Origin of the sequence: Methylobacter luteus IMV-B-3098 (assembly GCF_000427625.1) — a bacterium.
In the GTDB taxonomy this organism is placed as follows: domain Bacteria; phylum Pseudomonadota; class Gammaproteobacteria; order Methylococcales; family Methylomonadaceae; genus Methylobacter; species Methylobacter luteus.
Genome location: NZ_KE386569.1, coordinates 3,835,269 through 3,859,994, shown reverse-complemented (window position 1 = coordinate 3,859,994; position 24,726 = coordinate 3,835,269). Strand labels below are relative to the sequence as shown.

11 protein-coding genes and 1 pseudogene are annotated in these 24,726 nt (G+C 54.5%); 4 read left to right on the top strand and 8 right to left on the bottom strand.

What is annotated here, in order from left to right; genetic code table 11:
- Positions 1-67: 67 nt before the first annotated feature.
- From tagF to tagH, 5 genes are all read right to left on the bottom strand, one after another.
- The gene (gene tagF / locus METLU_RS27530) at positions 68-1,612 is read right to left on the bottom strand and encodes a type VI secretion system-associated protein TagF (RefSeq protein ID WP_027159854.1); all 1,545 of its coding nucleotides are present in this window, start codon (positions 1,610-1,612) and stop codon (positions 68-70) included.
- Positions 1,613-1,614: 2 nt separating this feature from the next.
- Positions 1,615-5,163: a type VI secretion system membrane subunit TssM gene (gene tssM / locus METLU_RS0120430; RefSeq protein WP_027159853.1), complete on the bottom strand. Its 3,549-nt coding sequence runs from the start codon at positions 5,161-5,163 to the stop codon at positions 1,615-1,617.
- Between the two features lie 17 nt (positions 5,164-5,180).
- Positions 5,181-6,521, bottom strand: a complete 1,341-nt coding sequence (gene icmH / locus METLU_RS0120425) for a type IVB secretion system protein IcmH/DotU (RefSeq protein ID WP_027159852.1) — start codon at positions 6,519-6,521, stop codon at positions 5,181-5,183.
- A gap of 6 nt (positions 6,522-6,527) precedes the next feature.
- Positions 6,528-7,865, bottom strand: a complete 1,338-nt coding sequence (tssK, locus tag METLU_RS0120420; protein WP_027159851.1) for a type VI secretion system baseplate subunit TssK — start codon at positions 7,863-7,865, stop codon at positions 6,528-6,530.
- Positions 7,866-7,937: 72 nt separating this feature from the next.
- Positions 7,938-9,434, bottom strand: a complete 1,497-nt coding sequence (tagH, locus tag METLU_RS0120415; protein WP_027159850.1) for a type VI secretion system-associated FHA domain protein TagH — start codon at positions 9,432-9,434, stop codon at positions 7,938-7,940.
- A 327-nt stretch (positions 9,435-9,761) separates the two neighbouring features.
- Between tagH and tssJ the strand changes: the two genes are divergently transcribed.
- Complete coding sequence (tssJ, locus tag METLU_RS25955; protein ID WP_051300032.1) at positions 9,762-10,274, top strand: type VI secretion system lipoprotein TssJ; 513 nt, start codon at positions 9,762-9,764, stop codon at positions 10,272-10,274.
- A 15-nt stretch (positions 10,275-10,289) separates the two neighbouring features.
- Here tssJ and METLU_RS0120405 read toward each other — a convergent pair whose 3' ends face one another.
- Positions 10,290-11,501 carry a glycosyltransferase gene (locus METLU_RS0120405; RefSeq protein ID WP_231383657.1) on the bottom strand — a complete coding sequence of 404 codons (1,212 nt, stop codon included), beginning with the start codon at positions 11,499-11,501 and terminating at the stop codon, positions 10,290-10,292.
- Positions 11,502-11,770: 269 nt separating this feature from the next.
- Here METLU_RS0120405 and METLU_RS0120400 point away from each other — a divergent pair, with 269 nt between their 5' ends.
- Positions 11,771-14,575, top strand: coding sequence for an autotransporter family protein (locus METLU_RS0120400; RefSeq protein ID WP_027159848.1), 2,805 nt, complete (start codon positions 11,771-11,773; stop codon positions 14,573-14,575).
- A gap of 42 nt (positions 14,576-14,617) precedes the next feature.
- Here METLU_RS0120400 and METLU_RS25950 read toward each other — a convergent pair whose 3' ends face one another.
- Both METLU_RS25950 and METLU_RS0120390 read right to left on the bottom strand, forming a co-directional pair.
- Positions 14,618-16,117, bottom strand: coding sequence for a serine/threonine-protein kinase (locus METLU_RS25950; protein WP_036243338.1), 1,500 nt, complete (start codon positions 16,115-16,117; stop codon positions 14,618-14,620).
- A gap of 55 nt (positions 16,118-16,172) precedes the next feature.
- Complete coding sequence (locus METLU_RS0120390; RefSeq protein WP_231383656.1) at positions 16,173-18,524, bottom strand: caspase family protein; 2,352 nt, start codon at positions 18,522-18,524, stop codon at positions 16,173-16,175.
- A gap of 361 nt (positions 18,525-18,885) precedes the next feature.
- Here METLU_RS0120390 and METLU_RS0120385 point away from each other — a divergent pair.
- Together METLU_RS0120385 and METLU_RS0120380 are read left to right on the top strand one after the other, a co-directional pair.
- A pseudogene (locus METLU_RS0120385) lies at positions 18,886-19,290 on the top strand (HipA domain-containing protein); the annotation flags it as partial.
- A 192-nt stretch (positions 19,291-19,482) separates the two neighbouring features.
- A complete protein-coding gene (locus METLU_RS0120380) occupies positions 19,483-24,624 on the top strand; it encodes a RecQ family ATP-dependent DNA helicase (RefSeq protein WP_027159845.1) in 5,142 nt (1,713 codons plus the stop codon).
- The last annotated feature ends 102 nt before the right edge of the window (positions 24,625-24,726 follow it).

Here is a 24,726-nt window from a genome sequence, read left to right as displayed (position 1 = left end):
TTTTTATTATATTAAGGTGCAAACTCTATCACATCATCAGTAAGGCTAAAACCTTATAATTTTAGGATTATAAGATTTCAATCGCCACAATCGAGACGTTATCGCGAGCGCCGCGCTCCAGCGTCAAATCAACCAAAGCCTTCACGCTGGCCTCATAATCATTGGCATTAAGTATAGTCTCAATTTCCTGAAAGCTAACCTCTTTGTCCAACCCGTCGCTGCTGAGCAGATAAATATCGCCCGGCTGTACGTCAACGGTTCCGCGGTCCAGCGCTAAATCGTCGTCAGCACCAAGCGCGCGCGTGATGACATTCGTCTGTTTCAGCGGTCTGTCGGCCGGCATCGGATTGTTGCCAGGATATGTCTGATCTTCGCAATGGTCTACGGTCAACTGCACCAGTTGCCGATGCCTCAACCGATAGAGGCGGCTGTCGCCGGCCCATAGATAAGCGAACCGTTGATCGCCCGCTATTAGCGCTACGATCGTGCTGCCGACAATTTGCTTGTCGAACTGGCTTTCCGCCAGATCGCGCAGATCATCATTGACTTGTTTCAGGCAGGCGTCGGTTTTTTTTATCGATGTTTCCAGATCGCCTGAAAGTTCCAGCTTGCTCAACGCTTCAACAATCATCCGGCTTGCCACATCGCCGGCCTGATGTCCTCCCATGCCGTCCGCTACCGCCCATAGGCCGGCCTGCGGACGGTCCAATACCGCATCCTCATTGCATTTCCGGCGCAGCCCCACATCGGTTCTGGCAAACGACCGCCATCTAGGGTCCGGGCCGCCTTGCCCGGAAGCGGAGCCCCTGCTGCCTGGGTGATTATTGATACGCCTGGGCGGCAGCGTCTTATCCGGATCAACGGCTTCAACAGTGCTCGACAGGGTGGTTTTATCAAGCTGCCAGCCTCGGGGCGGCATATCGCCGGAAAGCAGTCCAACAAACGCACTCACCGGCGGTAGCCCGTCGCAGCCTAACAAAAAAGGCTTGATGTGCTCGGAACCGAGCGTCGCCCACAAGCTGTAGCCGGACGTAAAAACATCCAGCAAATCAGTTTTTAAATCCGCTAATGCCTCTTCGGCCGGGCCCGCATGATCAATGTCGATGCAGAGGGCTTTTTTAGCCGAATCATCATTCCATTGCAGGGTTCTGTCGCCGGTTCGAATTTCTGGCCTCCTGATTGAAGGAAGGGTATTCAACAGACTATCGAAACCGTTCAGATCGAGATTTTCTTCAAGCGCCGTCAGCGCAATTGATTCGGCTTCCGCATACCAATGGTTATTGGTTATGAACAGATCGGACAGATTGATATCCGGCGGCGCCGGCAATGCCAGCGTCAACGGGAAATAACGCCCCACCCGGTCAACGCTGGGCATCAGCACGCCAAGCCAGCCGGTATGGCCGCACAGGCCCGGACTCAATGCGAAACGCCAGACCGGACTCGATAAGTAAGCCTTCAGCCAGTGCTCGCCGAGCTGCTGCTGGCTTGCCGCCATGGCGCTTTGCAGCCATTTATCCCACGGATTGATAAACTCGCGCGAAAGCCGGCGCGAAATAAAATCGCCAAGGACCGGCAATTTTCCATAAAACCCCGGAATCGATCGGTTTGCCATGGTCAGATTCCGGCGATGCAGCGAAAGCTTTTCAACGCATCGAATGCAAACGGATTGAAGACGCTGTTGGCCCTTAACTCGTATTTCGCTTTCAGGCCGTCAATCTCGAAAGTCACGACATAACTATCCCGCGCCGATTTTTGCATGTCGGTTTGGTCCAATACCCTGAATAACGCCCATGCACCCTCTTCCGAGCGGCTGACCTGCCTGCCGTCCAGCCTTTCGAAACCATACCGGACCAGGCCGCCGCCCGTGCCCGGCCATTGGAACTGCGCGGCCTTTGCCGGGCCGTGGCGATAACTGGTCTGCTGGCCGCCCATGTCGAGCCAGAAGCGCGAGGCATTCGAGTCGAGCTGCAGCGGCTTGAGTTCGAACGAGATAGCCGGCAACGGCCCGCCGCTCTGAAAAAACACATCGCGTATTTTTGCCGCATTCTGAAACTGGCTCAATACGCCAGGCGAAATGCCGATCGATTGGTGGTCCTGGGCGATCGGCTTCCATTGCATGCCGCTGGTATCGACAAACGGCTTCAGGTGGGTATTGAAAAACTGATCCAGAACCCCGCTCGGCGCAAAGAATTTGCCGAAATCCTGCAAGGTAATGTCGGTACGGCTGGCTTTTGACAGCGGATAACGCCCTTCCAACGCGCTTTTGCAGACCGTGGCCACTTCACTCTGCAGACTGCGGTTCAGCTGGGCCTTGGCGCCGCCCAGAATAATGCCCCAGTTGCCCGAAGCCAGGGTTCTGATCCAGTTTTTCAACGGGTCCGGCAACCGGGCCGAATGCAGTTGAATCTGGGCGATGATGTCATTGCCGCCGCCCGAACTGCGTTGCACAGCCAGATTAACCGCGGCGGAGGTATCGGACGTACTGCCCAGATCGGCCATGTAGCCATAAAGCTGTCCCAGGTCGGCGATGACCTGATCGATGGCCACGGCACCGCCGATATTTCTGATCTGGGAAGTCAGCCTTTCAAAATGGCGTTCGACTTCCTGCCCCGAATCGCCCGCCGCTTCGCCAGCTACGCCGGCCACTTTCGCCGTGTTCAGCAGCTTTTGCATGCGCGCGTCGCCGCCTGCCGCTTCGACGCCCTGTTTCAACTTATCCAGGGCGCCGGCATCGGCCGGCACGCGCGTCAGCGATGTCTGCTGATCCAGCGCCTGCAGCAGCTTGCGCAAGGGCGAGTCGCCGCCGGAGACTATTTCCAGCACTTCTATGGATTGCTGTATATTGGCCGTGGCTCTGATATTCAGATTATTCAGCAGGTCGTCCCAGCGCTTGATGAAGTCGATGAAATAATAACCGCGCAGCTTGGCTTCCAGCTCCGAAGGGTCCTGCGCGCCGGCCATATTGGCCTCGCCAAGCACCCACTGTTGCTCAACCGCTTGCTTGGCCAGATCCTTGCTTTCCTTCAAAAAAACCTGATAGAAACCGTTATAGGTAAAAAAGCCCGGAATCAGCTGTTCTTCCAGGGTGCCGCTGGCAGTCGAAAAAACGCGGCTTCCGCTCAGGCCCAGGGCATCGATCAGCTTGAAGTCATAATCATGCTGCTGCAGGGCCTCGCGCTTGATGCGCATGTAAACCTGTTGCGCGACCGGTATTTGCGTCAGTATCTGACGGGTGCCTGCAATCAACTGTTCATCCAATGACTGGCCTTCCAGCGGCAACTTCAGCAGATTGTCCAGATGCGCCAGCAATCCCTGCTGCACAGCCTGAGGGTAATTGTTTTCCCAGTCCAGCGCGATCCAGGGGCGGAAAATCCCGGCATCCATTTTGTCGGGATTGCCGAGCATCAAATAGATGCGCAACAATTCATACATAATCTCCGGGTTTCTGGATTCCTCACCGACAAGGCGCTGTTCCAGCCTGGCTTTGATGAGCGGCAGCAAACGGTTCGTCAATTGCCTGCCGTAGGCGCTATCGGCCAGGGGGCTGACTTTATCGCCCTGGTAAAGTCCCAATCGCATGGACCATGGCGCATCCTCGGGATAAACGTCTCGCACGGCATAAAGCGCATCCATCTGTTGCAATAAGGCGGCGAAATCGCTTTTCCATTCGGGGGTGTCGGCGAGCGTTTTTTCGTAGAGCCCGTTTTTTGCCTGCACGTCGGCAATAGCCAGTTTGTTGCGCGTGAAACTGGTCGACCATAAGGCGGCCATGCCGACAGTCAGTGCAATGGCTGATCCGTAGGCCAGTCTTTGCATGAGCGTGCGGCGCTGCTCCACGCGCTGGTCCAGACCGGCGATTTCAGCTTCGCCGAAGACGACCTCTTTCAACAGGCGCGTCAGGAAGTAGCTTTTGCCCTTGCCGCTGAACACCGGCGCCGAGAAGCGGTCGAGCTTGAACGTGCTGGCCAGAATGCCCATCAGCCGGTCGATCGGCGTGCCTTCCTGCGTGCCGCTGGTGAAATAAACGCCGCGCAGCAACGAAGGCGCCTGATAGCGGTTGACGCCGAAACATTGCTGCAGGAAGCTGAGCATGGGCTCTTTCAGCAGCGACATGCGTTGCGGAAAACCGAAAATCTGGTTGCGGCGCTGAAGATCCCGCTCTTCCTGCAAGCGCTTCTGCATGCGGTTGTTCAGGCGCGCCAGCAGATCGTCGTAATCCTGTCCCACGCGCGAAACGACGTCGGCCGGATGCGCTTCATTTTCCTCGGGAAAGGTTACGCCCCACACCTGGACGCGCTCATCCTGGCCGAAGTCGGCGAAAAAGTCCGTGAAGCCGGCGATCAGGTCCGTTTTCGTGAACAGCATGTAGATCGGGATACGGATGCCAAGCCGCTCGTTCAATTCCTGAATCCGCTGCCTGATAGCCTGGGCGTGCAACGAGCGTTCTTCTTCGGTCTGCCGAAGCAGGTCGGACAGGCTCATCGCGACCAGCACGCCGTTGACGGGCCGGCGCGGCCTGTGTTTTTTCAACAAATCCAGAAAGCCGAGCCAGGCCGACTTGTCGACGGCTTCATGGCTGTCCTGGGTCGTGTAGCGGCCCGCCGTATCGAGCAGCACCGCCTGATCGGTAAACCACCAGTCACAGTTGCGCGTGCCGCCGACGCCCTGGATAGCGCTTTTGCCGAAACGGTCCGACAAGGGGAATTCCAGGCCGGAGTTGATCAAGGCCGTCGTTTTGCCGGAACCCGGCGGGCCGATGATGATGTACCAGGGCAGTTCATACAGATACTGCTTGCCCTGCGACGACTTGGTTCTGGTCTGTTTCAGGGTTTGCAGGGCCGCATCGAAATTTTGCCCGAGCATGCCGATTTCTTCGGCCGATTCATGGCTGGCCTGTAGCGGATCGGCCTCTTTCGCCCCCGCCAGTTCGTCGACCATCCGGGTATTGGCGCGGTTGGCCCTGACCTGGATGCGCAAGTTATTGGCACCCCACAGCACAACGATAATCAGTATCGCAATTAACCGTGAAACCTCTGATTCGAATAGAACCTTGCCGCCTATCGCGACCAGCGGGCCGAAAAACCATAACACCAGGCTCAGCGCGATAATGCCAATGAGCTGTATCACCCATTTTTTCTTGAAGAAATCGATAATTTTTTTCACGATTGACCTTAAAATTCTTAAAAATTGATTTCTATGCGCCGATTCATGGCCCGATGCTCCGGGCTGTCGTTAGGGACCAAACTTTGCGTATCCGCGCGCCCTTCCGATGCGATCGGGTGGCTGAACTGGCCATGGCTGTTTAAAAACGCCGCCACGGTTTTGGCTCGGGCGCTGGACAAATCCCAGTTGGAAGGAAAGCGCGCCGTAAAAATCGGCACATTGTCGGTATGCCCGACCACGCTGATGGGATCGGTAATCGGGGTCAGCGCTTTGGCTATTTTTTCCAGCAACGGATAATACTCGGCCTGAACCTGGTCGCTGCCCGAGGCAAAAAAGCCCTTGGCCACGATCCTGACCACGGTCTTGCCGTTGAGCTGATCCACGGTGACTTCATGCTGCTGGATTTCGGGCGCCAGAAACGCCTTGAGATCATCGATGATATTTTTGGCCGGCGCGGCTTCCGGCACAACTTGCGGCGCGGGCTTGCCGACGGCCACGGACGCCTTGACGTCGAGATCATCCCTGATTTTGTACAACTGGCCCAGCAACGGATTGGATGCCTGATTGACGGTATACAGAAAACCCAGGAACACCAGCGTCAGGATTAAGCCGGCCACCGAGGCCACGACCCATAAAGGCACATATTTGGCCAGCGCATTGCGTTTATCGGTAATGCCGCGCCAGTGCAGCGACAACTCCCTATCAAAATCGCCCCTTTGCCGACGAATGACCAGATACAGATTTTCGCGCACTTCCTCGAGCCGTGTCGTGCCGTGTTCCAGAACACGGTATTTGCCTTCGAACCCTAAGCTCAGGCAGAAATAGAAAAGCTCCAGCAAATGCAGGTAGGTGCCGGGCTGCGCAATCAGATTCCGTAATACCTGAAAAAACTTCTCGCCGCCCCAGGATTCCTTGTGGAAGGTGACCAGCAGGTTTTGCGTGGTCCAGAGGCTGTTGCATCCCCAAGGCGTGTTGAGTATCGCTTCGTCGAGCAGCGAACACAGCGCGTAACGCGCTGCCTGCACGTGTTCGGGCAGACAGCCTGCCTGCAAGGCTTTGGCTTCGAAGGTTTTTACTTCATTGATCAACTTGTTTCTGAGCCCCGGTACATCGGCATGCGACGCCGAATTGCGCAGTTGGGCCACGACCGACAGCAGCGCCATGGCGCTGCCGACCAGCGGATTGTCGCCCGACTGCAAATTGATTTGCTGGGGCACGGCTTCAGCAGGAGGGGGGGCAAAAGCCGCCGTCGCCTGTGCCGGTGATTCTGAAGACGGTTTTCGTCGCAGGCCGGGCGTAGGTTTTAAAACAGTTTTGTCGTCGTCTAGATAATTGCCGAAAGGATCGTCTTGATTCACGCTGTGTTACCCGTTTTTAATTGCCCAAAATTCTAGTTCAAGAGCGGGAAATTCGCCCGCGATGTGAATGGCGAAGCCGCCGGACTTGTGCATCTGCTGCCACAGTTCGCTCTGCTTGTTCAGCTCGAAATAGGAAAATCCCGCGTGATAGGGGATCTGGCGGGGCGCGACCGGCAGCGGATGCACGGTGATGCCGGGCAATGCGGATCTGACCAGTTGCTGGATTTGCTCGACCGGGCCGATTTTAACCTGGGTCGGGAATTGGCTGCGCAACATCTCGACCGGCACCTGCGCGTTCACGGCCAGCACGAAGAAAGCGTCCTTCAGCAAATTGTAATCGGGTATTTTAGCGGCACGCGTGCCGTACTTGGGCGGTGTCAGCGGGATCGGTATGGCATTCTGCTCCAGCACCAGACTCAGGCAGTTGCGTATTTCCTCGATGACATAGCTGAAGGTGAGCTGCAGGTTATCGTGTTTGTAAACGGGAAAACTGACGGGGCGCTTTTTGGGCTTGGAGAAGGTCGACAGTTCGCCGGCCACTTGCAGCGCAATGCGGTAGAATTCCTCCGGATGCATGCCGGGCAGGTTTTGCAGATGCTCGAACAGCGGTTCCAGCCGGTTGACGACCTGCAGCAGCAAAAAATCGGAGATTTCCGCAACGCCGCCGCGCCCCGCTTCCGATGCCCTTCCCGCCAAGGCCTCGCCCCGGGTGTGCAGCAGGCCGCAGAGCTCCTTGATGAATCCGCTGATTTTGGGATTCGCATGGCAGTCGAGGCTGGGCGGGATGAACTCTTCGTCGAGAATCACATTCTTGTCGGCGCGGGATTCGATGACCCGGGCTACGCCAATGCAAATATGGCCGGCGCGTTCCTGCCTCTCCAGCATCAGGCTGGTGTGCAGTCGGCCTATCATGACCTCGGAGACTTCATTGCTGTTGGTATTGTGATCCCTGACCTCTGTTTCCAGGGCATGATAGCGCGCCAGATTATTGGGCTTTTCGGCACTGTCGACTTCGATGGAACCTTCAAGGCGCGCCGGCAGGGACAAATAGATGATGCTGTTTTGCACGTCGACCGGAATATCGATCGGCTGAGGCAGCTCGTCATCGGCCGGCAGGTTGAATGGCGTGCCATCGGGAAAAATACCGCTGCATTCGGCAAGCGCGAATTTGCCCATCGCCAATTGCCGCTGGTCGATTCTCAGCCTGACGACGCCCCAGTCATGGGCCTTTCCCGTACCGCACCGCCCCCGCACCAGGGCTTCGATGTAGCGGTCATGCTGCTGAAAATGTTGCGGGCGCAGGAACATGCCCTGCGACCAGATTACCTTGTTATTCTCTGACATTGTTTATCGTGCCCCCCGCACTGAACGGCAAATAGCCTGCCCAAAAAGCCTGGATTTGGAATGTTGTTATTCTTATTTGCCTGACCGTGGATTGCTTAACTGCTTCATCTGTTTTTCATAGGCTTCCGCAAAGGCATCGCCGAAAAAATCCTCCATCGCCTGCTCGACCACGCGCGGATAGAGATTGGTATATTTATCCCAGCATTTTGATTTCTTTTGCAGAACCAGCCCTTCCTCGAACTGTTTTTCGATCAGCTTCGGGTCGAACTGCCTTAAAATCTGCGCCAGCGATGCCTGAATACCGGCCTGCATGGCCATCTGGTGACTCATGATATCGTTGAAGCCCTCATCGATCGCCTCGACCGAGTCCTTGAAGCCGCCCTGCCCGTTTTTGACCAGGTGCGTCATCGCATCCTCGGTCGTCACGGCGAATTTAAGCGGATTGTTATTGGCGGTCTTGATGGTGGTCATGCTGACGCGGAACTGGCTCTTAAACTCCGCGCGGCTTCTTAATACCGCCACCGTGCCTTCGACCAGCTTTCTGAACATCAAGCCGATACGGCGCATGGTTTCCGGCGCGGCCTGCGCTTGCAGCGCCTTGTTTTCCAGGCCGGCGCCTTGCAGGAATGCATCGAACAGTTCGTTTGAAACCACTGCCTGGCTGACAGGCCGGGCCTGTGCGGGAGCCGCCGGCGCATCCGGCATGGAAGGCGCGGCAACCGGAGTCGGATCGGTAAATACGGGCCTTTCCGGTTCCAGCAGCTTGCCGAGCGAATCCTCGGGCACGGATTCAGCTTCCGCCGTCACCGGCGACAGTTCTTCCTCGGCCTCCGGTTCGAATCCCTGAAACCAGCTAGGGTCATCGGCCTGCGGGTCGGGCCCGGTATTGAATAAATCCTCGAAATTAAAGTCATCGGGAATTTCATTGCTGCCTTGCGAAGTCGCCATGGGCTCAGGCGGGATGAAACTGTCGTGGATCGTCGGAATGTCGGCCTGCATCAGACTTTCAAAACCCGGTTGTCCTTGGCTCCGATCGGGATGCTGCGGATTGTCAAATACCGGAAAAGGCGCGGCATCGGTATTGTGAAGCAGTGCATTCAGGTGGGGATCATCATTTGGCGAACTGTTAAAAATGTCGTCTGCCGATGCAAAAGGACCGGATGCGTAAGCTGGATGTCCGGCAGCAGGGGCCTCAAACGGCGAGGCAAACAGGTCAGGCTCGAAAGCGGAATTGTCCGCTTGCGGTTCCGGTGCAATCGAAACCAGGATTTCGTACTCTCCTATCCTCAGGCGCATGCCGTCGGCCAGCGTCTGTGTGGCGTTATTAAGCGGAGGCTCCTGGTCGTCGATATAGGTACCGCTCAAACTGGAGTCCCTGATCAGATAATGTGCGTTCTCGAACGTAATGGCGGCATGCTGCCGGGATACGAATTTCTCGGGATCCGGCAGGGCCAGTGTATTCTCGCCGGCACGGCCGATTGTTCCGCCCCGGCTGTCGAAAACGGCTTCGGTGCCGGCATCAACAGGCTGACCTTTGAATGATATTATTTTTAGCGATAGCGACGACATACCCACCCTATTCTTGAACACATGATGCTTTCGTCCAGCGAAAATATCCAACCGTAAATATTAAAAGCCTTTTTGGTGGTTAATATACAACGTGAACCGTGATTATTGTAATTTTCCGAATCAACCGGATTGAAGTTGCTCCATCGACTATTGAACAGACGTTCGAACTCAAGGTGGAGTCTTGCGGGCTTGTGGCTTTAACGCTAGAATCGGGCACATTTTTTAAAATTCCCCGGTTTTCCGTTCATAAGCATCGCCCAGCTATCCAATGGGTGATCAGAAACGGATTTCAAACTCACCGTTCATTTAAGGATTCGAGGCTTACACGTGCTTAGCATCACTGGTTTTACACGCGCCAATACGCTGCCCTGCCTGATTATTTGCAGTACGCTCGCTTTGAACGGCTGCGGCCTGTTCCAGGAAGAGGCTCCGCCTCCGGTTGTGACGCCCGCGCCGGTCCCCTTCACGGTTGAGCTTAAACTTGCCGCCGGTAATGAGCTGAATCCCGACATCGAAGGCAGGGCATCGCCTCTGGTGGTGCGCATCTACCAGCTTGAAAGCCTGGCCGCTTTTAATAACAGCGATTTTTTTGCCTTGTACGAGAACGATCAGGCGCTGGTCGGCAAGGACATCAAATATCGCGAAGAACTGGAAATCAGGCCCGGACAAAAAATCGTCAATCAACACGAACGGCAATCGGGCGCCCGTTACATAGCCGTTCTAGCGGCTTTCCGCGATCTCGATCACGCGCAATGGAAAGCCTCTGTTGAAATGAAGCCGGGGCAAAATGAAGTGTTCAGCATCACTCTCGATAAAGCCAGCGTCAGTATCGCCCGCTAGCTTGTAAACCTGATTTCAGCGCATCAGCGCCTCGCAGCGGTCGGCGATGCGGATAGCTTGCTCTCCCGGATCGAACGAAGCGTATTTATCGGCAAATTGTTCTGCCGCTTTTGTGTATTTGGCATTGGATAAAATATCCATGACCGCGGCACGATAATTCGGTTTTTTCGTCTCAGGCGGAATGCCTATGCCGGCGCCGAGCAAAGCGACGTTTCTCGCTGTCAGCGATTGCTCCAGATGCATCGGCAGCATCAGCAAAGGCTTGCCGGACAGCAGCATGGCCGCCGCCGTGCCTGCTCCGGCATGGCAAATGGCCAGTTCGCACTGTTTACCTACTTGCCGCAGGTTCACCGGTTGCGCTGAAATATGCAGATTGGCGCTGCTGTGTTTATGCATAAATGCCGGGGTCGTGCCCGGTATATGCACCAGCACCGACCAGGACGAAGCCCGTAATTGCTGCAGCAACGGCTCCAGGCCGGCATAGTCCTTGTTCAGGTAAGCGAAGAGGCGCTTGTCGCCCACGGAAGGCCAGATCGGATCAAACCCTTCCGCATGGCTGAAAGCCGGTCCCCAATAGACAACTTGCTTGCGTCCTTGATAATGGTCGATTTCAGGCAGGGTGCAGAGAAAATCTTCCTCGGCCTCGAACAAATCCGCCAGCACCGTCAAATGACGGCCACCGATCAGATCCATGACAGAGTTGATCGTCATGATGATCCGGGCTTCGCTATTGACCAGTTCTTTTTCCGGCACGCTTAACCAGGGCCGCATGGCGGGCATCGGGCTGGTTCGCGGCGGCGAATAAAAACCGGTGCCGAACAGGGCGCGCGGCACCTTCAGATCGCGGGCGGCCAGCAACGCGGTAGGCGCGTGGTCGAACAGCAGCAGATCCGGTTCCAGGTACCCCATCAATGTTTTCCAGGCCCGGGTTCTGGCCAAAAGCCCGGCCGTTTCATGGAAGCCCGTGTTACGCAAGATGCCGGCATAGTTTATCGCGGGCGGCAGGGTCGAAACACCTGGCCAGCGCACCGGCGCCTGAAGATAGGAAAATCCGTACTTGCCAAGCAACGTGTGGGCATGCTCGAGGTTCTTGAGCACAAAAACAACCTCATGCCCGCGTTCCTGAAGCTGTTTTGCCACGGACAGAAAAGCGCCGATATGGCCATATCCTCCGCCCAGTTCCCAGGCATAGGCTATCCTGCTCATGAGCTTGAGACGAGAGGCCATAATGCCAGCGGAAAGCCGCTTGTTTTTAATGGCATATTTTTAGTCCTTGAAAAATTGGAACAATACTGGAGATGGCGCTGCGCAAGTGACTATCCAGTGCTTTCAGGCAGGTTTACGGATGATTGTCATTCAACTGCCGATATCACACAAGTCATGCTCAGCCGCCAGGATTCTGTTAATATTTATCATAGTTATCAGCAATAAATAAAAAAACAATAACGCTGCCGATGGATGACATATCTATCTGTTATATACGGAGCTACCATATTATGCAATTGCCTTTGGCCTATCCCCTGTATCCTTCCGCTTGTTCTGGGAAATCGCCCTCGCAGAATACCTTTTTTCAGCCGCCCCGGTTATATGGCTCCAAGCCTGTATTATTGGCGGCCTGGAGCATCATGGCGTTGACGCCGGTCTCTGTGGAGGCATGGACTTTGGATTTTGCCCCCAGTTCTTACACGGCGAATGAAGCCGACGGCACCGTACAGATAGGCATTGCCGTGACTCAGGGAACGGGGGATTACGGCGATTATGGCGGAAACTGTTTTATTTCGGGCACGGTTGTCCCGGTCGGCGGAACGGCAGCTGAAGTCAGCGATTACAGTGTGGTCGAGGGCACTTATTCTTTTTCTGTCGACGCCGCGCCTGGTGGGCAGCCGCCAGTCATACAGAACGTGAGCATCAGTATCGTCGATGATTCCCTGCCCGAAAATCCCGAAGGCATCCAATTGAGTCTTGGCGAGCCAAGTCTTGATTGTAGTTCGCCTGTAACTGTCGGCGGCAACGCCACCGTCAACATTACCGATAATGACCAGTATGGCACGGTAAGCCTGGATAATGCCTCGTACAGCATTAGCGAAAGTGACGGCAGCCTCACTATTTCCGCCACGCGTTTAAATGGCGCCAACAATGCGGTCTCGGTCAATTTTTCCACAGCGAACGGATCGGCAGTTGCCGGCCAGGACTTTGACGCCGTATCCGGCACGCTGAACTGGGCTGATGGTGAATCCGGGTCAAAAACCATCGTTCTTCCAATAAGACCCGATGCAGCCGTGGAACAGGATGAAACATTGACCTTGACCCTGAGCAATCCCACTACCGGCCTCAGCCTGGGCACCAGCAGCACGACCGTGACGATCCTCGATGACGACAACGCCGGTATCGTCAGCCTCGACAGCGCGACCTATAGCGTTAATGAAAATGCCGGGCTTGTCACTGTGTCGGCTACGCGTTCAAACGGCTCGGGCGGCAGCGTAACGGTTGACTATAACGCTAATGGCGGCACCGCGATCGCCGGCCAGGATTTCGATGCCGTATCCGGCACGCTGAGTTGGGCCGACGGCGAGTCAGGCACCAAATCCATAGATATTCCGATAAACGTCGATGCCTTGACGGAACCGGATGAAACCTTCACCATCGATCTGAGCAACCCCACGAATGCCCTGACGCTGGGCGCCAGCCAGTCGACGGTTACGATAACCGACCAGACTGAACCCGCCACGGCGACCTTCAATATATCGCGGGATACGGTAACGGAAGGCAATGCGGTCACGGTGACAGTGGAAAGAACCGGCGGCGCCAATGGCGAGGTGCGCGTCGATTACGTCACGGTAAACCAGTCAGCCCTTGCCGGCAACGACTATACCGGGAAGTCAGGCACATTGATCTGGACCGATGGCGATGTCAGCCCGAAAACTATCACGGTCGAAACCACGGCCGATACCGATACGACCGAGTCAGACGAATTGTTTTCAATCCGCCTTTTCAATCCGGTAGGCGCCTCGCTCGGCAGCATTGACGCGGTCGATATCGCGATAACCAATGCAACTCCCTCATTGAGCGACATTGACAATCTCACTCCCAACCAGAGATCGGTAGCCGAAGCGCTGGACCAGTCATGCGCGGCGGCAACCGGCGAATTCAGGCAACGTTGCGATGAACTGTATCTGTCCGGGCTGAGCAATGATGACATAAGGCAGATTCTTGATGCCATCGTTCCCGAACAGATAGCCGCGCAGGGAACGGCGGCTGTCGATTTTGGCTCGCAGCAGCTACAGACGATCCATGGCCGCATCATCGAGGTAAGGAACAGACGGAATAACGGTGGCCTGTCCGTGCTCGGCTTCAACATGAATGTCGACGGCGAAAACGTGGCGCTGGGCAAAATGGCGCAGAACGCGCTCAACAACGCCCTGGGGGGAGCGGCCGGCGATGAGCCGTTAAGGGACAGCCCGCTGGGCTTTTTCCTGAAAGGCCAGATCAAGGTCGGCGACAAAAACAAAACCGTCAATGAAAAAGGCTTCGACCTTGAAACCAAGGGCATTACGCTGGGTGTCGATTATCAGTTCACCGACGCTTTGATCATGGGCATGGCGGCCGGTTATGGACACACTAATACGGATTTCAATAGCAACGGCGGCGATATGACCACGCAATCGGGCGATTTTGCCGTCTACGGCAGCTATTTTCTGCCCCAGGATTTCTACATCGATTGGGTTGCGAGCTATGCCATCCATGATTACGACATGAACCGGCGCATCGCCTATCCCGGCATGATCACCATCGCAACCAGCAACCCAGAGGGTGATCAGTACGGTGGCAGCGTCGGTTTCGGCAAGGATTTTTACATCCGCAATTTCTTTATCAGTCCTTATCTTCGCGGCGAGTATATCGAAACCACAATAGACCAGTATACTGAACAGGGCGGTGCCGGCTTCGGACTGAACGTGGCGGACCAGTCCATTTCATCGCTGACATCGACGCTGGGCAGCCAGTTCAGCCAATCGATCAGCATGCCCTGGGGCGTTATCGCGCCGGGAGCCCGCTTCGAATGGGTGCACCAGTTTGAAGACAGCGCGCGGGCCATTCAGTCCCAGTTTATCAGTGCGCCGGGCGGCACAGGCTATTTCACGACGCTGACCGACAGTCCGGACCGGGATTACTTCAACCTCGGCGCTTCCATTGCCGCCACCCTGCCTGAAGGCCGGTCGGCCTTTTTCCGCTACGAAACCCGCCTGGGCCAGACCGATATTTCCAACCATCTCCTGGAACTGGGCGTCAGGATTCCTTTTTAGGAAAAAACAAAGGAATTCCATCGGCCCAGTCGGTGGAATTCCTTATCGCTTCATTTGCAATATCCGCCCTTTCAGTGCCAGCAGACTTTCCCGTTTAGGCAGCGCCTCCAATCCTTCTTCGATTTTTACCAGGCTTTCATCGAATTTTTGCTGTTCGAATAACTCGTTCGCCTGTTTTTCAATCAAGTCAGCAATTTTCTCCAGTCCCTGCAGGGCCTCTTTATTATAAGGATCGATGGACAGCACTTGACGGTAGGCCCATAAGGCATTGCTGCCAGAAGGCGCAGTAATGTAACCGACTTCAAAATGGATTTGCGCCAATTCAAGCAGATCCTTAACCTGAAGCTGCTGTTCTGGCGTCAGCTCGACGACGTCAGGCACAGCGTCCATATTCTGATAAACATAGACATAACCGCCCGCCAACGCAATTAAAGCCACAATTGCCGCAGCGCCAAGGACTTTCGGCCAGGGCGACTTGGGCTCTATTTCATCAAGAAATTGCGAGATGGAAGCTGTTCTTTGCCCTCTTTTCAGCGCCAGGGCATGCGTCAGGGCGTTCCATTGCCGGCGCTTCAAGCCTGGAATGGCTGGCGGTTGCAGACTGACTTCCAGCGCTTTCTGGGCGGACAGTTTGCCGAACGGATGCCTGCCGGCCAGCAGTTCATAGCTGACGCAGGCCAGCGCATAAATATCATCACGTGGATCGGGATCTTGATTTTCAAACATTTCCAGACTGGCATAAGCCGGCGTCAGCGCACCCAAATCACGGGCATTGAAAACCGTGTCATCATGCCCCTGGCGGTCCGATCTTACGGCCGCACAGGCGATCCCAAAGTCCAGCACCTTAACCTCACCACCGTCGGTAATAAAGATATTGCCGGGTTTAAAGTCTGAATGAACGATATTCTTTTTGTGCGCATAACCCAACGCTAATGCCAGCCCTTTAATAATCGGCCAGGCTCTATCAAAGGGAATGCCGCCTTGCGGAGCGATTTCGCGTATATATTGAGAAAGCGACTTCCCTTCCAATATTTCCATGACCATGAAGATATTGCGGCCGTCGCGATCGAAGTCATAGACACTGACAATATTAGGATGGGCCAGCATCTGAGACTTTTTTGTTTCACGCTGCAGCGCAATGAACAGTTCAGGATCATCCCTGAATTCTTCATTCAATACTTTCAGCGCGACATCGGTTTGCTGATCCTGCGCTTCCTGACGACGTAAATCGGTTGCTCTGAACACCGTACCCATGCCACCGCTGCCGAGCACTTCCCTGAGCACAAAGCGCTTGTTCAGTATTGATCCTACCTTTAATACTTCAGCCTTTCCCGCTTGGTGAATCTCTCCGAAGCCTGTCGCGGCCAGAACGGTAGCATCATTGTCGACCGTAACCGGCTTTTTTGCCGGCTGGGCCAGAACTGTTTCATCAGCATCCTGTTCAGGCGCGTGCATTATTGTATCTGCCTCATCGGATGACTGGCCTATTGTTCTTGTCGGCGCGATTTGTGTAGCGTCATCAGCTAAATCGTCTGCATTCATTGTATTTCTCTATATCCAATAAAAATCGCTTACTTTTCAAATCATGCTCGTCTTATCAACTCTGTGGCACGAAAAAGAACGGACTGCCCTCGTGGCCAGCATGTTGCATGGCTGAATATTGCGGATTTTGCTGAAAACCGATCTGTGATGCGGACTGCTTGACTTTACCGGAAACGATTCGGTATAGCTCATAATCCTCGAGCAATCCTGTATTGGAGCCTAATGCCTTAAGAAATGCATTGGCGAATACTGAATGGCCGCCGTTGCCTGAATCCAGCACCGGTTTGACACCGCCCGATGTCATGACGGTTCTGGCTTTGCGGTTATTCATGAACTTCAGCCATTTCTCGCGTTTTTCTTCGGGCATTTCGCCCGGCAGGCGCACAATCGCGGTTTCAGTCATGGCACCGGAATAGCACGAATCAGCAATGATCAGAATATGCTTGGCAGGAAGAATGCTCAGGTACTGCGTGATGTTATGACTGGACAGCCAGTTAGCGTTGTTATCCGGCTCCGCATCGGATGGCAGCCAGTAAGCGCTTTGATCATGCTTGTCGATCTCGCCATGACCAGCGTAATAAATCAGCAGGTTATCCTTTTCGTTCAGCACTTTTCTCAGCTCATTGAAAGCGGTCATGATCTGATGCCGGCTGGCATTGATTAACAAGGTGGTTTTATAGCCGTAACGTGTCCGCAACATTTCATCGACTGCCTTGGCATCATTAACCGATGTTTTCAGCGTCGGCAGTTGCTTGTAGTCATTATTGCCGATGATCAACGCATAGAAACGGCCGAAATCAACGGATGGGTAGGATTTTGAACTGGCCTTGACCGGCAAGCTCTTTTCATCGGCTGCCGCTTCCTGCGTTTTAGCCAACAGATTGAAGGTCACGATGCTTTGTTTGCCCTGTTTGTCGATCGCTACGATCTTCACTGGCGTCATTGCGTTCTCGATAGCGATATCGGTGCGGAATACACCGTCAGCATCGACCGGCGTGTCTTGCTCATTGATCTTCAGCGTTTTCAGGCTATCTGCAGCGCCAACCTTGCCAACGATTTTTTTACTGCGGTCGATAGATCTTAATTGATAACTCGGTATGCCGCGGGTCAGCGTCATCGGCGGATCGATAATATCAATGGCCGGACCGTTTTGCGCTAACGTATCAGCCGGAGCGTCTTTAAGACTAGCCAAGGCCTGTTGCTCTTGCTCGATCGTTTTTTTCAATTCCTTGATCTGCAGCCCCTGAGTCAACAACTCGCTCTTGTCCTGTTTGAGTTTGCCGCGCAATTTCTCAAGGGCAAGTTTTTCCTGTGTGGAGCCCGTTTGAGTTGCTTTGCCTTCCATTGCGCTCATATCGCTTTTGATACGGATAGAGGTATTCTGGTACTCTGCTTCCAGCAATTTCAATTGTCCTTGCAGTTGCTCCAGCTTCTGTTTGGATTGTGCCGTCTGCTGCTGACGCCCAGAATCATTGGCTACACCGGATGCGCTATCTCCGGCCTTGGCTTGCTGTTGTTCTTTATTGAATTGGATTTCAAGCTGAGAAACTTTGGTCTGCTGGGCATTCAGGCTGGATAATTTCTCCTCCAATTCTTTTTCCAAAGAGTGGATCACCGCATCGTTGCGGTTGGATTTCCCGCGCTCCTGCTCCAGCTTATCCCGAGTACTATCAAGCTGTCTGCGAAGTTCCGACAGTTTGCGCTGATGACTGGACAATTGCTGCCGGGTATCATCCAATTCCTTGCGCAGGCTCTTGGCTTCTTCCGCGTAGTTTTGTGACTCCTGGCGCAATTCCTCCAGTTGCTCCTTATAATTATTCGCTACAGCTGCTTCGGTCACAGAGGCAAACTGCAAGTCCGAGTTGGCAAGCCCAGATGCTTTGCGATACCAGTTCAGCGCAGTCGGAATATCTTTCTTTACGCCGAGGCCTTTCTCATAAAGATAGCCGAGGTTAACCTGGGCTCTTGAATTGCCTTGCTCGGCAGCTTTTAAATACCATTGAGCCGCCGTTGCGGGATCAGCCACTCCGCCAAGGCCTTTTTCATAAATTTCCCCCAGCGTTGCCTGCGCCTCGGCATCGCCCTGTTGCGCTTGTGGCAGCCATACCTTTAAAGCCGATGCGAAATTGGCTCGATCATAAGCTATATATTCACCACCACGAATTTCGCATTCACCGGCTGTTGTTCTGATGGGACGACGACTGGAAATGTAAGTCATCTGAGTACCGAGCTTACGTACCTGACCTGGCAACAAACAATCGACGACAAAAAGCTTGTCGGTATCCTTCGGCGAAAAACCTTCTGCCGCCTTGGAACTGTTGAGGTCAACATCGAGGCCGGTTTGGCAACCGATCAATACAGAAAAGGATAAAAACAGAAAAAAATACTTAGGCCTTGCAGTCCACACAAGACGATCTGCCGAAGTTGTTATTTTTTTTCTTGTAAAAATCATTTTTAAATGCCCCCAACACTATTAGCGATGACTCGTATGAATTAAAACCCCGGCAAGATTGTATCTCATATAGTCTGTTTATAATATGCTCAGTCTCTACACTCACTCCGAATCCAGCGTATCTCTTTTGCCCCTAGCTATGGGTTAGGAACTACTGCTGTCAATCTGCAGTTCTGTTGTGTTGCAAACTGGGGTTTAGGAGCAATGAAGATGGGGGAAATGGGATGTATTCGCCGAATTGGTTGGCCAACCCTGACGCCGTGCCATTATCGCCTGAACTGCCGCTTGCTAACCAGGTCTTTCACGGAGACCCTGTGACCGCATGCTGGTCGGCAATATGGACGGCCATGCTAAAAATTTGTCGCTGATAACCATCGGCAAGCGGACCAGACTGGCCCCGTTTTACGATCTGGTTTGCACCACCGTGTATCCCAACTTAAGCCAGAAACTGGCGTTCAGGATTGGCGGTGAAAACCGGCCACGATGGCTGATGCTCCGCCATTGGGATCGTTTCGCTGAAGACATCGCTGCTAAACCGCAGCTTGTCCAAAAAACCATGGCGGACATGATTCAGCGTGTCGAGTTAGCCTTACCGAATACTGTAACCATGCTTCAATCAGCAGTCTCAAAGTCTGACGAATTGCTGATGATTGAGAAAATCCACGAGCGAGTGCGGACATCTGCCGTGCGGATGAAAACCAAACTGAAGGATTCAGGCTGATCAGACATCACAGACGAAACCCTTTGACAGGTGTCGGCGAGTTTAATCTGGTTGTTATTCGCAGGAACTTCAAATCATTAAACAATTTTACCAGGAACGGAAAACTTCATGGATTAGCGTTTCTTCCTTATACTCGCTCGTTATGCAACCCCATCTGATTCATTTATCGCTATGGCTTTTCACTGAATTTTAATGACCCAAGCACCAGAAAAAACACCTGCCAAATGTCTTTGCATCGACATTGAAACTGCCCGCAAGGATCAATTATTTTTACGGGAAATAGGTGCTTTTCGTCCCGACACCGGTGCCAGACTGCGCATATCGGGCAAGGCTGCCGATCTGGCGGCCAAACTGAACCAAGTCACCGAAGGCGCGGCGTTTGTACTGGGGCATAATGTCATTGCTTTTGACCAGCCTGCGTTGTTACTGCTGCATCCGGATCTGCTGCTGCACCGATTGCCGCTGGTCGATACGCTGGAACTGTCTCCGGTCGCCTTTCCGCAAAATCCTTATCACCGTCTGGTGAAAGACTACAAACTCTGCATCACAACCCGTAATAACCCGGTACGCGATGCTGAACTGGCCTACGAGTTGTTCCTGGATCAGGCAGAAGCGCTGCGGCAGCGCGTGAAGGAACATCCGGACGAGGTCTTGTGTTTGCACTTTTTGCTGGCTCCGGAAAACGGCAAGGGAGTGGCCAGTTTCTTTGCGACATTGCGGGCCGCCTTGCGTCCTGCATTGAGCGAAGCACAGGCTGCCTGGCGAAACGCGACCGCTGGCAAAGTATGCAAAACCGGCCAGCAACGGGTGATTAATGAATATCTGGCCGATCAGGCATGGCATAAACCGCTGGCGTATGTGCTGGCATGGCTGCGGGTAGCCGGCGGCAATTCGGTACTGCCGCCCTGGGTCAGCTTGTCGTTCCCGAAAACCCGGGAACTGATCGCGATGCTGCGCGATGTGCCTTGTAGTGATCCCGATTGCCATTGGTGCCGAGAGCAACACGATCTGCTGCAACTGCTGCCCCGTTATTTTCCGGGCATCAGCCAGTTTCGGCCAACGCCGACTACCGGCGAAGGCCAATCGCTGCAGCAAGCCATTGTCGAAAACGGCTTTGCCGGTATACCGACCCTGGCCATTCTGCCGACCGGCGGCGGCAAATCGCTGTGTTATCAATTGCCGGCGCTCGCGCGCTTTTACCGCAACGGCAGCCTGACAGTGATCATTTCGCCGTTGCAATCCTTGATGAAGGACCAGGTCGATAATCTGGAAGCGCGCGGCATCACCTGCGCCGGTTATCTCAACAGCCTGCTCAACCCCATGGAACGGCGCATCATGCTGGACAAGTTGCGGCTGGGCGACCTGGGCTTGATCTTTGTCGCGCCCGAACAGTTCAGAAGCACCGCCTTTGCCAATGCGCTGATGCACCGTGAAATTGGCGCCTGGGTATTCGACGAGGCGCACTGTTTGTCGAAATGGGGACACGACTTTCGTCCGGACTACTTGTATGTGTCCCGATTTATCAAGTCTCGGCAAAAAGACAAGCCTTCGCCGATATTCTGTTTTACCGCCACCGCCAAGCCGGACGTGATGGAGGACATCTTCGATCACTTCTACAAGCGCCTGGGCATTACGTTGAAGCCGTTGACCGGCGGCGTCCGCCGCGAGAATCTGCTCTATGAGGTGTATGCCGTTCCTGCGCAGGCCAAATACCCAGAAGTGTTGCGGCTGCTGGAAGAAGCTTTGCGTGATGACGGCGGAGCCATCGTCTTTTGCGCCCGACAGAAAACCGTGGAAGAAATGGCCGAGTTTCTGAAGCAGGCTGGGCTGGATTGCGGCTACTTTCATGGCGGCATGCTGCCCGAAGAAAAGCGTCAGGTGCAAGAAGCTTTCATTGCCGGCGAGTTGCGGGTGATTGCAGCCACCAATGCCTTCGGCATGGGGGTCGACAAAGCGGATGTGCGATTGGTCATCCATCTGGATACACCGGGTTCGCTGGAAAATTATCTTCAGGAAGCGGGTCGCGCCGGGCGCGATCAGGCCCCTGCCCGTTGCGTATTGTTATACGACGATGCCGATCTGGATGTGCAATTCCGCTTGTTGCGTAACTCCCGACTGACTCAGCACGATATTCATGCCATCCTGAAGGCGCTGAGAAGCATCGAGAAAAAAGACCGCAGCGAAGGCTCGGTCGTCGTCACCAGCGGCGAAATCCTGCTGGAAATTCCGGACAAACACGGCATTGATCCCGATGCCGCCGATGCCGACACCAAAGTCCGCATTGCCGTGGCCTGGCTGGAAGAAGCCCGCTTATTAGAGCGTCAGGAAAACCATACCCGGGTGTTTCCGGGCAGTTTGCTGGTTGCCAGTCTGGATGAGGCCAGGACCTCGCTGAAGAAAAAGCTGGGACCGACTGCCGACATAGAACCCTATATCACGCTGCTTTCGCAATTGTTTTACAGTGAGGATAACGAAGGCATCAGCACCGATGACCTGATGCTGGCCACGGGACGCGACTCTCATCAGGTTCAGCAGATGCTGCGCGACCTCGATCACCTGAAGCTGGTATCCAACGATACTGAAATCGGCGTGACGCTTTACCGCGATCCCGACACCAAAGACCGGCTTGAAGCCTTGCGCAAATTGGAAGATACGCTGATTGCCAGTTTACGCGAGGCAGCGCCCGATGCCGATCAGGAGCAATGGCAAATACTCAACGTCCGACGGCTGTGCGACACCTTGCGCCGCGATGCCGGTGTCGAACTGGAGCCGGACAAATTGTCGCGGCTGTTGAAATCGTTTGCCGAAGCCTTTGGCAGCAACGCCGGCCAGCGCGGATTTTTCGCCTTGCGCCCGGCTGGACAGGATAATCGCTACCTGAAGCTGCTGCGGAGCTGGCAGGAGATTGAAAACATCCGCCGCAAACGCATGCGGCTGGCGCAAGCCTTGATCAATTATTTTATCGCCCGGCGCCAAGGCAACAATTTGCTGGTCACCAGCAAGCAAGGCGATCTGGAAGCCGCCTTGCAGGCCGATCTGACCTTGCAGGATCTGGATGTGCGCGACTGGAATGTGGCTCTGGCGGCGGCGCTGATCTATCTCGATACCAACGAAGTGCTGCACCTGGCACGTGGCAAAGCGGTGTTTCGCGCCGCAATGAGCATACAACTGAATGCCGAAGCACGGCGCCGGCAGTTCAAAAAGTCCGATTACGCCGAACTGGCGCTGCATTACAAGGACAAAATCATCCAGGTGCATGTCATGGCGGAATACGCCCGTCTGGCGCTAAGCAAAATTCAGGCGGCGATGGCGTTTATCGTCGATTATTTCGGCATGGACAGGGGCGAATTTGTACGCCGCTACTTTGCCGGCCGCGAGGACATCCTGGAAATGGCCACTACGGAAGCGGCACACCGCCGCATCCTGACCGACCTGAGAAATCCCGAACAACAGGCCATCGTGGCGGCGTCCATGGAAGGCAGTCATTTGGTTTTGGCAGGCCCCGGTTCCGGCAAAACCAAAGTAATCGTGCACCGGGTCGCCTGGTTGCTGCGAGAGTGCCTGGTATTGCCGGAAGATATCATGGTACTCAGCTACAACCGCTCGGCCGCCATCGAAATTCGCCGGCGCTTGTGGGCGCTGGTCGGCGCCGATGCGGCGGGAGTCACCGTGCAAACCCTGCATGGACTGGCGATGCGTCTGACCGGCACCAGCTATGCTGTGGCCGCTGAGCGTGGCGAATCCGTCGATTTTTCTGTTGTGATCAAGGCTGCCACTGCTCAATTGAAAAAAGCGGAACTGGGCGATGACATCGGACCTGCCGTGCAGCGCGACCGATTGCTGTCCGGCTTGCGCTACCTGCTGATCGACGAATATCAGGACATCAATGCCGACCATTACGAACTCATCAGTGCGCTGGCCGGGCGCTCGCTTACCAGTGAAGAAGATAAATTGTCGTTATTGGCGGTGGGCGACGATGATCAAAACATCTATGCCTTTGGCGGCGCCAATGTCCGTTTTATCAAACAATTTACCTCCGATTATCAGGCCAGAACCCATCATCTGCTCGAGAATTATCGTTCCACCGCGCACATTATTCATTGCGCCAACCGCGTGATCGCGCCCGTGCGGGATCGCATGAAAATCCGGCAGGCCATCCGGATCAATCATGCCCGTAAAGATGAGCCCAGCGGCGGTGAATTCGCCGGACTGGACAGTTTGACTCAAGGCAAAGTACATATTGTCGAAGCGCCACCGCAGTTGTTTGATGAAATCGAGCTGGCATTGGCTGAATTAACCCGACTGAATGCGCTGGAAAACTCAGGTCGGACCAGCCATTGGGGACGCTTCGCTGTAATCGCCAGACATTGGGACGCCCTGGAGCCGATAGCGGCATTATGCCGCCAGAAAAGCATTCCCGTCCGCCTGATGCGGGACGATCATCTGCTTGATCTGCATAACACGCGTGAAGGTGATAGCCTGCTATCCTTATTGAGCGCCCGGTACCGACAGGCACGGAAATTTCGCATACTGTTGCGCTATGGCTCACTGTCTCGCTGGTTCAGCCGCCGATACAGTCAGAATGTGACCGATCTGATTGAACATCCCTATCAGGCGATGCTCGCCCAATTTATTATTGAGTGTGAATCGGTCACGCCCAACTGCCCGCTGGTGGTTACAGATGTCCTTGAGGCGCTGTATGAATTCCGTTCCGGCAATCAGTCTGCGGCCAGCGATAGACAGCATGCGCCCATGCTGCTGTTGACCGCTCACCGGGCCAAAGGACAGGAGTTTGATCATGTGCTGATTCTGGACGCAGGCGGCTGGCAAACCGCTAGTGATGAAGAGCGTCGTCTTTATTATGTCGCCATGACCCGGGCCCGCAAAACCCTGACCTTGTGCGCCAGGCAAGCTGGTCGCCATGCTTTCGTTCCTGACTGCGAAGAGCTTTGTTTAAAATCGCAACCCAAACCTTGCAGCGGGCATCAACGGTTGGGGCAACGCACCTGGGTGGCTGATCCGGCGCAAGTGGTGCTGTCATGGCCCGGGTATTTCGCGCCGGATAAATTGATCCACCGCGCCATTGCGGAATTGGATTACGGTAGCGAATTAGTGTTGCGTGCCAGAAGCGATGGTAAAACAGGCTGGGAACTGACCGACAAGAACGGTGTGACAGTCACCCGGATGGCACAGGTCTTCACGCCGCCGAAAGGCGAAATTATCGCCGTTCGGGTTGCGGCGATTCTGGTACGGCAAAAAAAATCAGGCAATTCGGAAGCGCTAAGATGTGAGCATTGGCAAGTTATCTTGCCGGAAATTCTTTACTTGCAATAAATCCGGCCAATGACAGGCAAGCACGCAAGCGCTTACCCAGATTTTCTTTTTTATGGTAAATGCGGCAGACCCCCTTCCGCCTCGACAGCGCAGTGCCGGGAT

Excerpts from the sequence above, each read along its gene's own strand:
- tagF (WP_027159854.1), bottom strand. The coding sequence starts at position 1,612 with ATGGCAAACCGATCGATTCCGGGGTTTTATGGAAAATTGCCGGTCCTT.
- tssK (WP_027159851.1), bottom strand. The coding sequence starts at position 7,865 with ATGTCAGAGAATAACAAGGTAATCTGGTCGCAGGGCATGTTCCTGCGC.
- tagH (WP_027159850.1), bottom strand. The coding sequence starts at position 9,434 with ATGTCGTCGCTATCGCTAAAAATAATATCATTCAAAGGTCAGCCTGTT.
- METLU_RS0120405 (WP_231383657.1), bottom strand. The coding sequence starts at position 11,501 with ATGGCCTCTCGTCTCAAGCTCATGAGCAGGATAGCCTATGCCTGGGAA.
- METLU_RS0120400 (WP_027159848.1), top strand. The coding sequence starts at position 11,771 with ATGCAATTGCCTTTGGCCTATCCCCTGTATCCTTCCGCTTGTTCTGGG.
- METLU_RS25950 (WP_036243338.1), bottom strand. The coding sequence starts at position 16,117 with ATGAATGCAGACGATTTAGCTGATGACGCTACACAAATCGCGCCGACA.
- METLU_RS0120380 (WP_027159845.1), top strand. The coding sequence starts at position 19,483 with ATGACCCAAGCACCAGAAAAAACACCTGCCAAATGTCTTTGCATCGAC.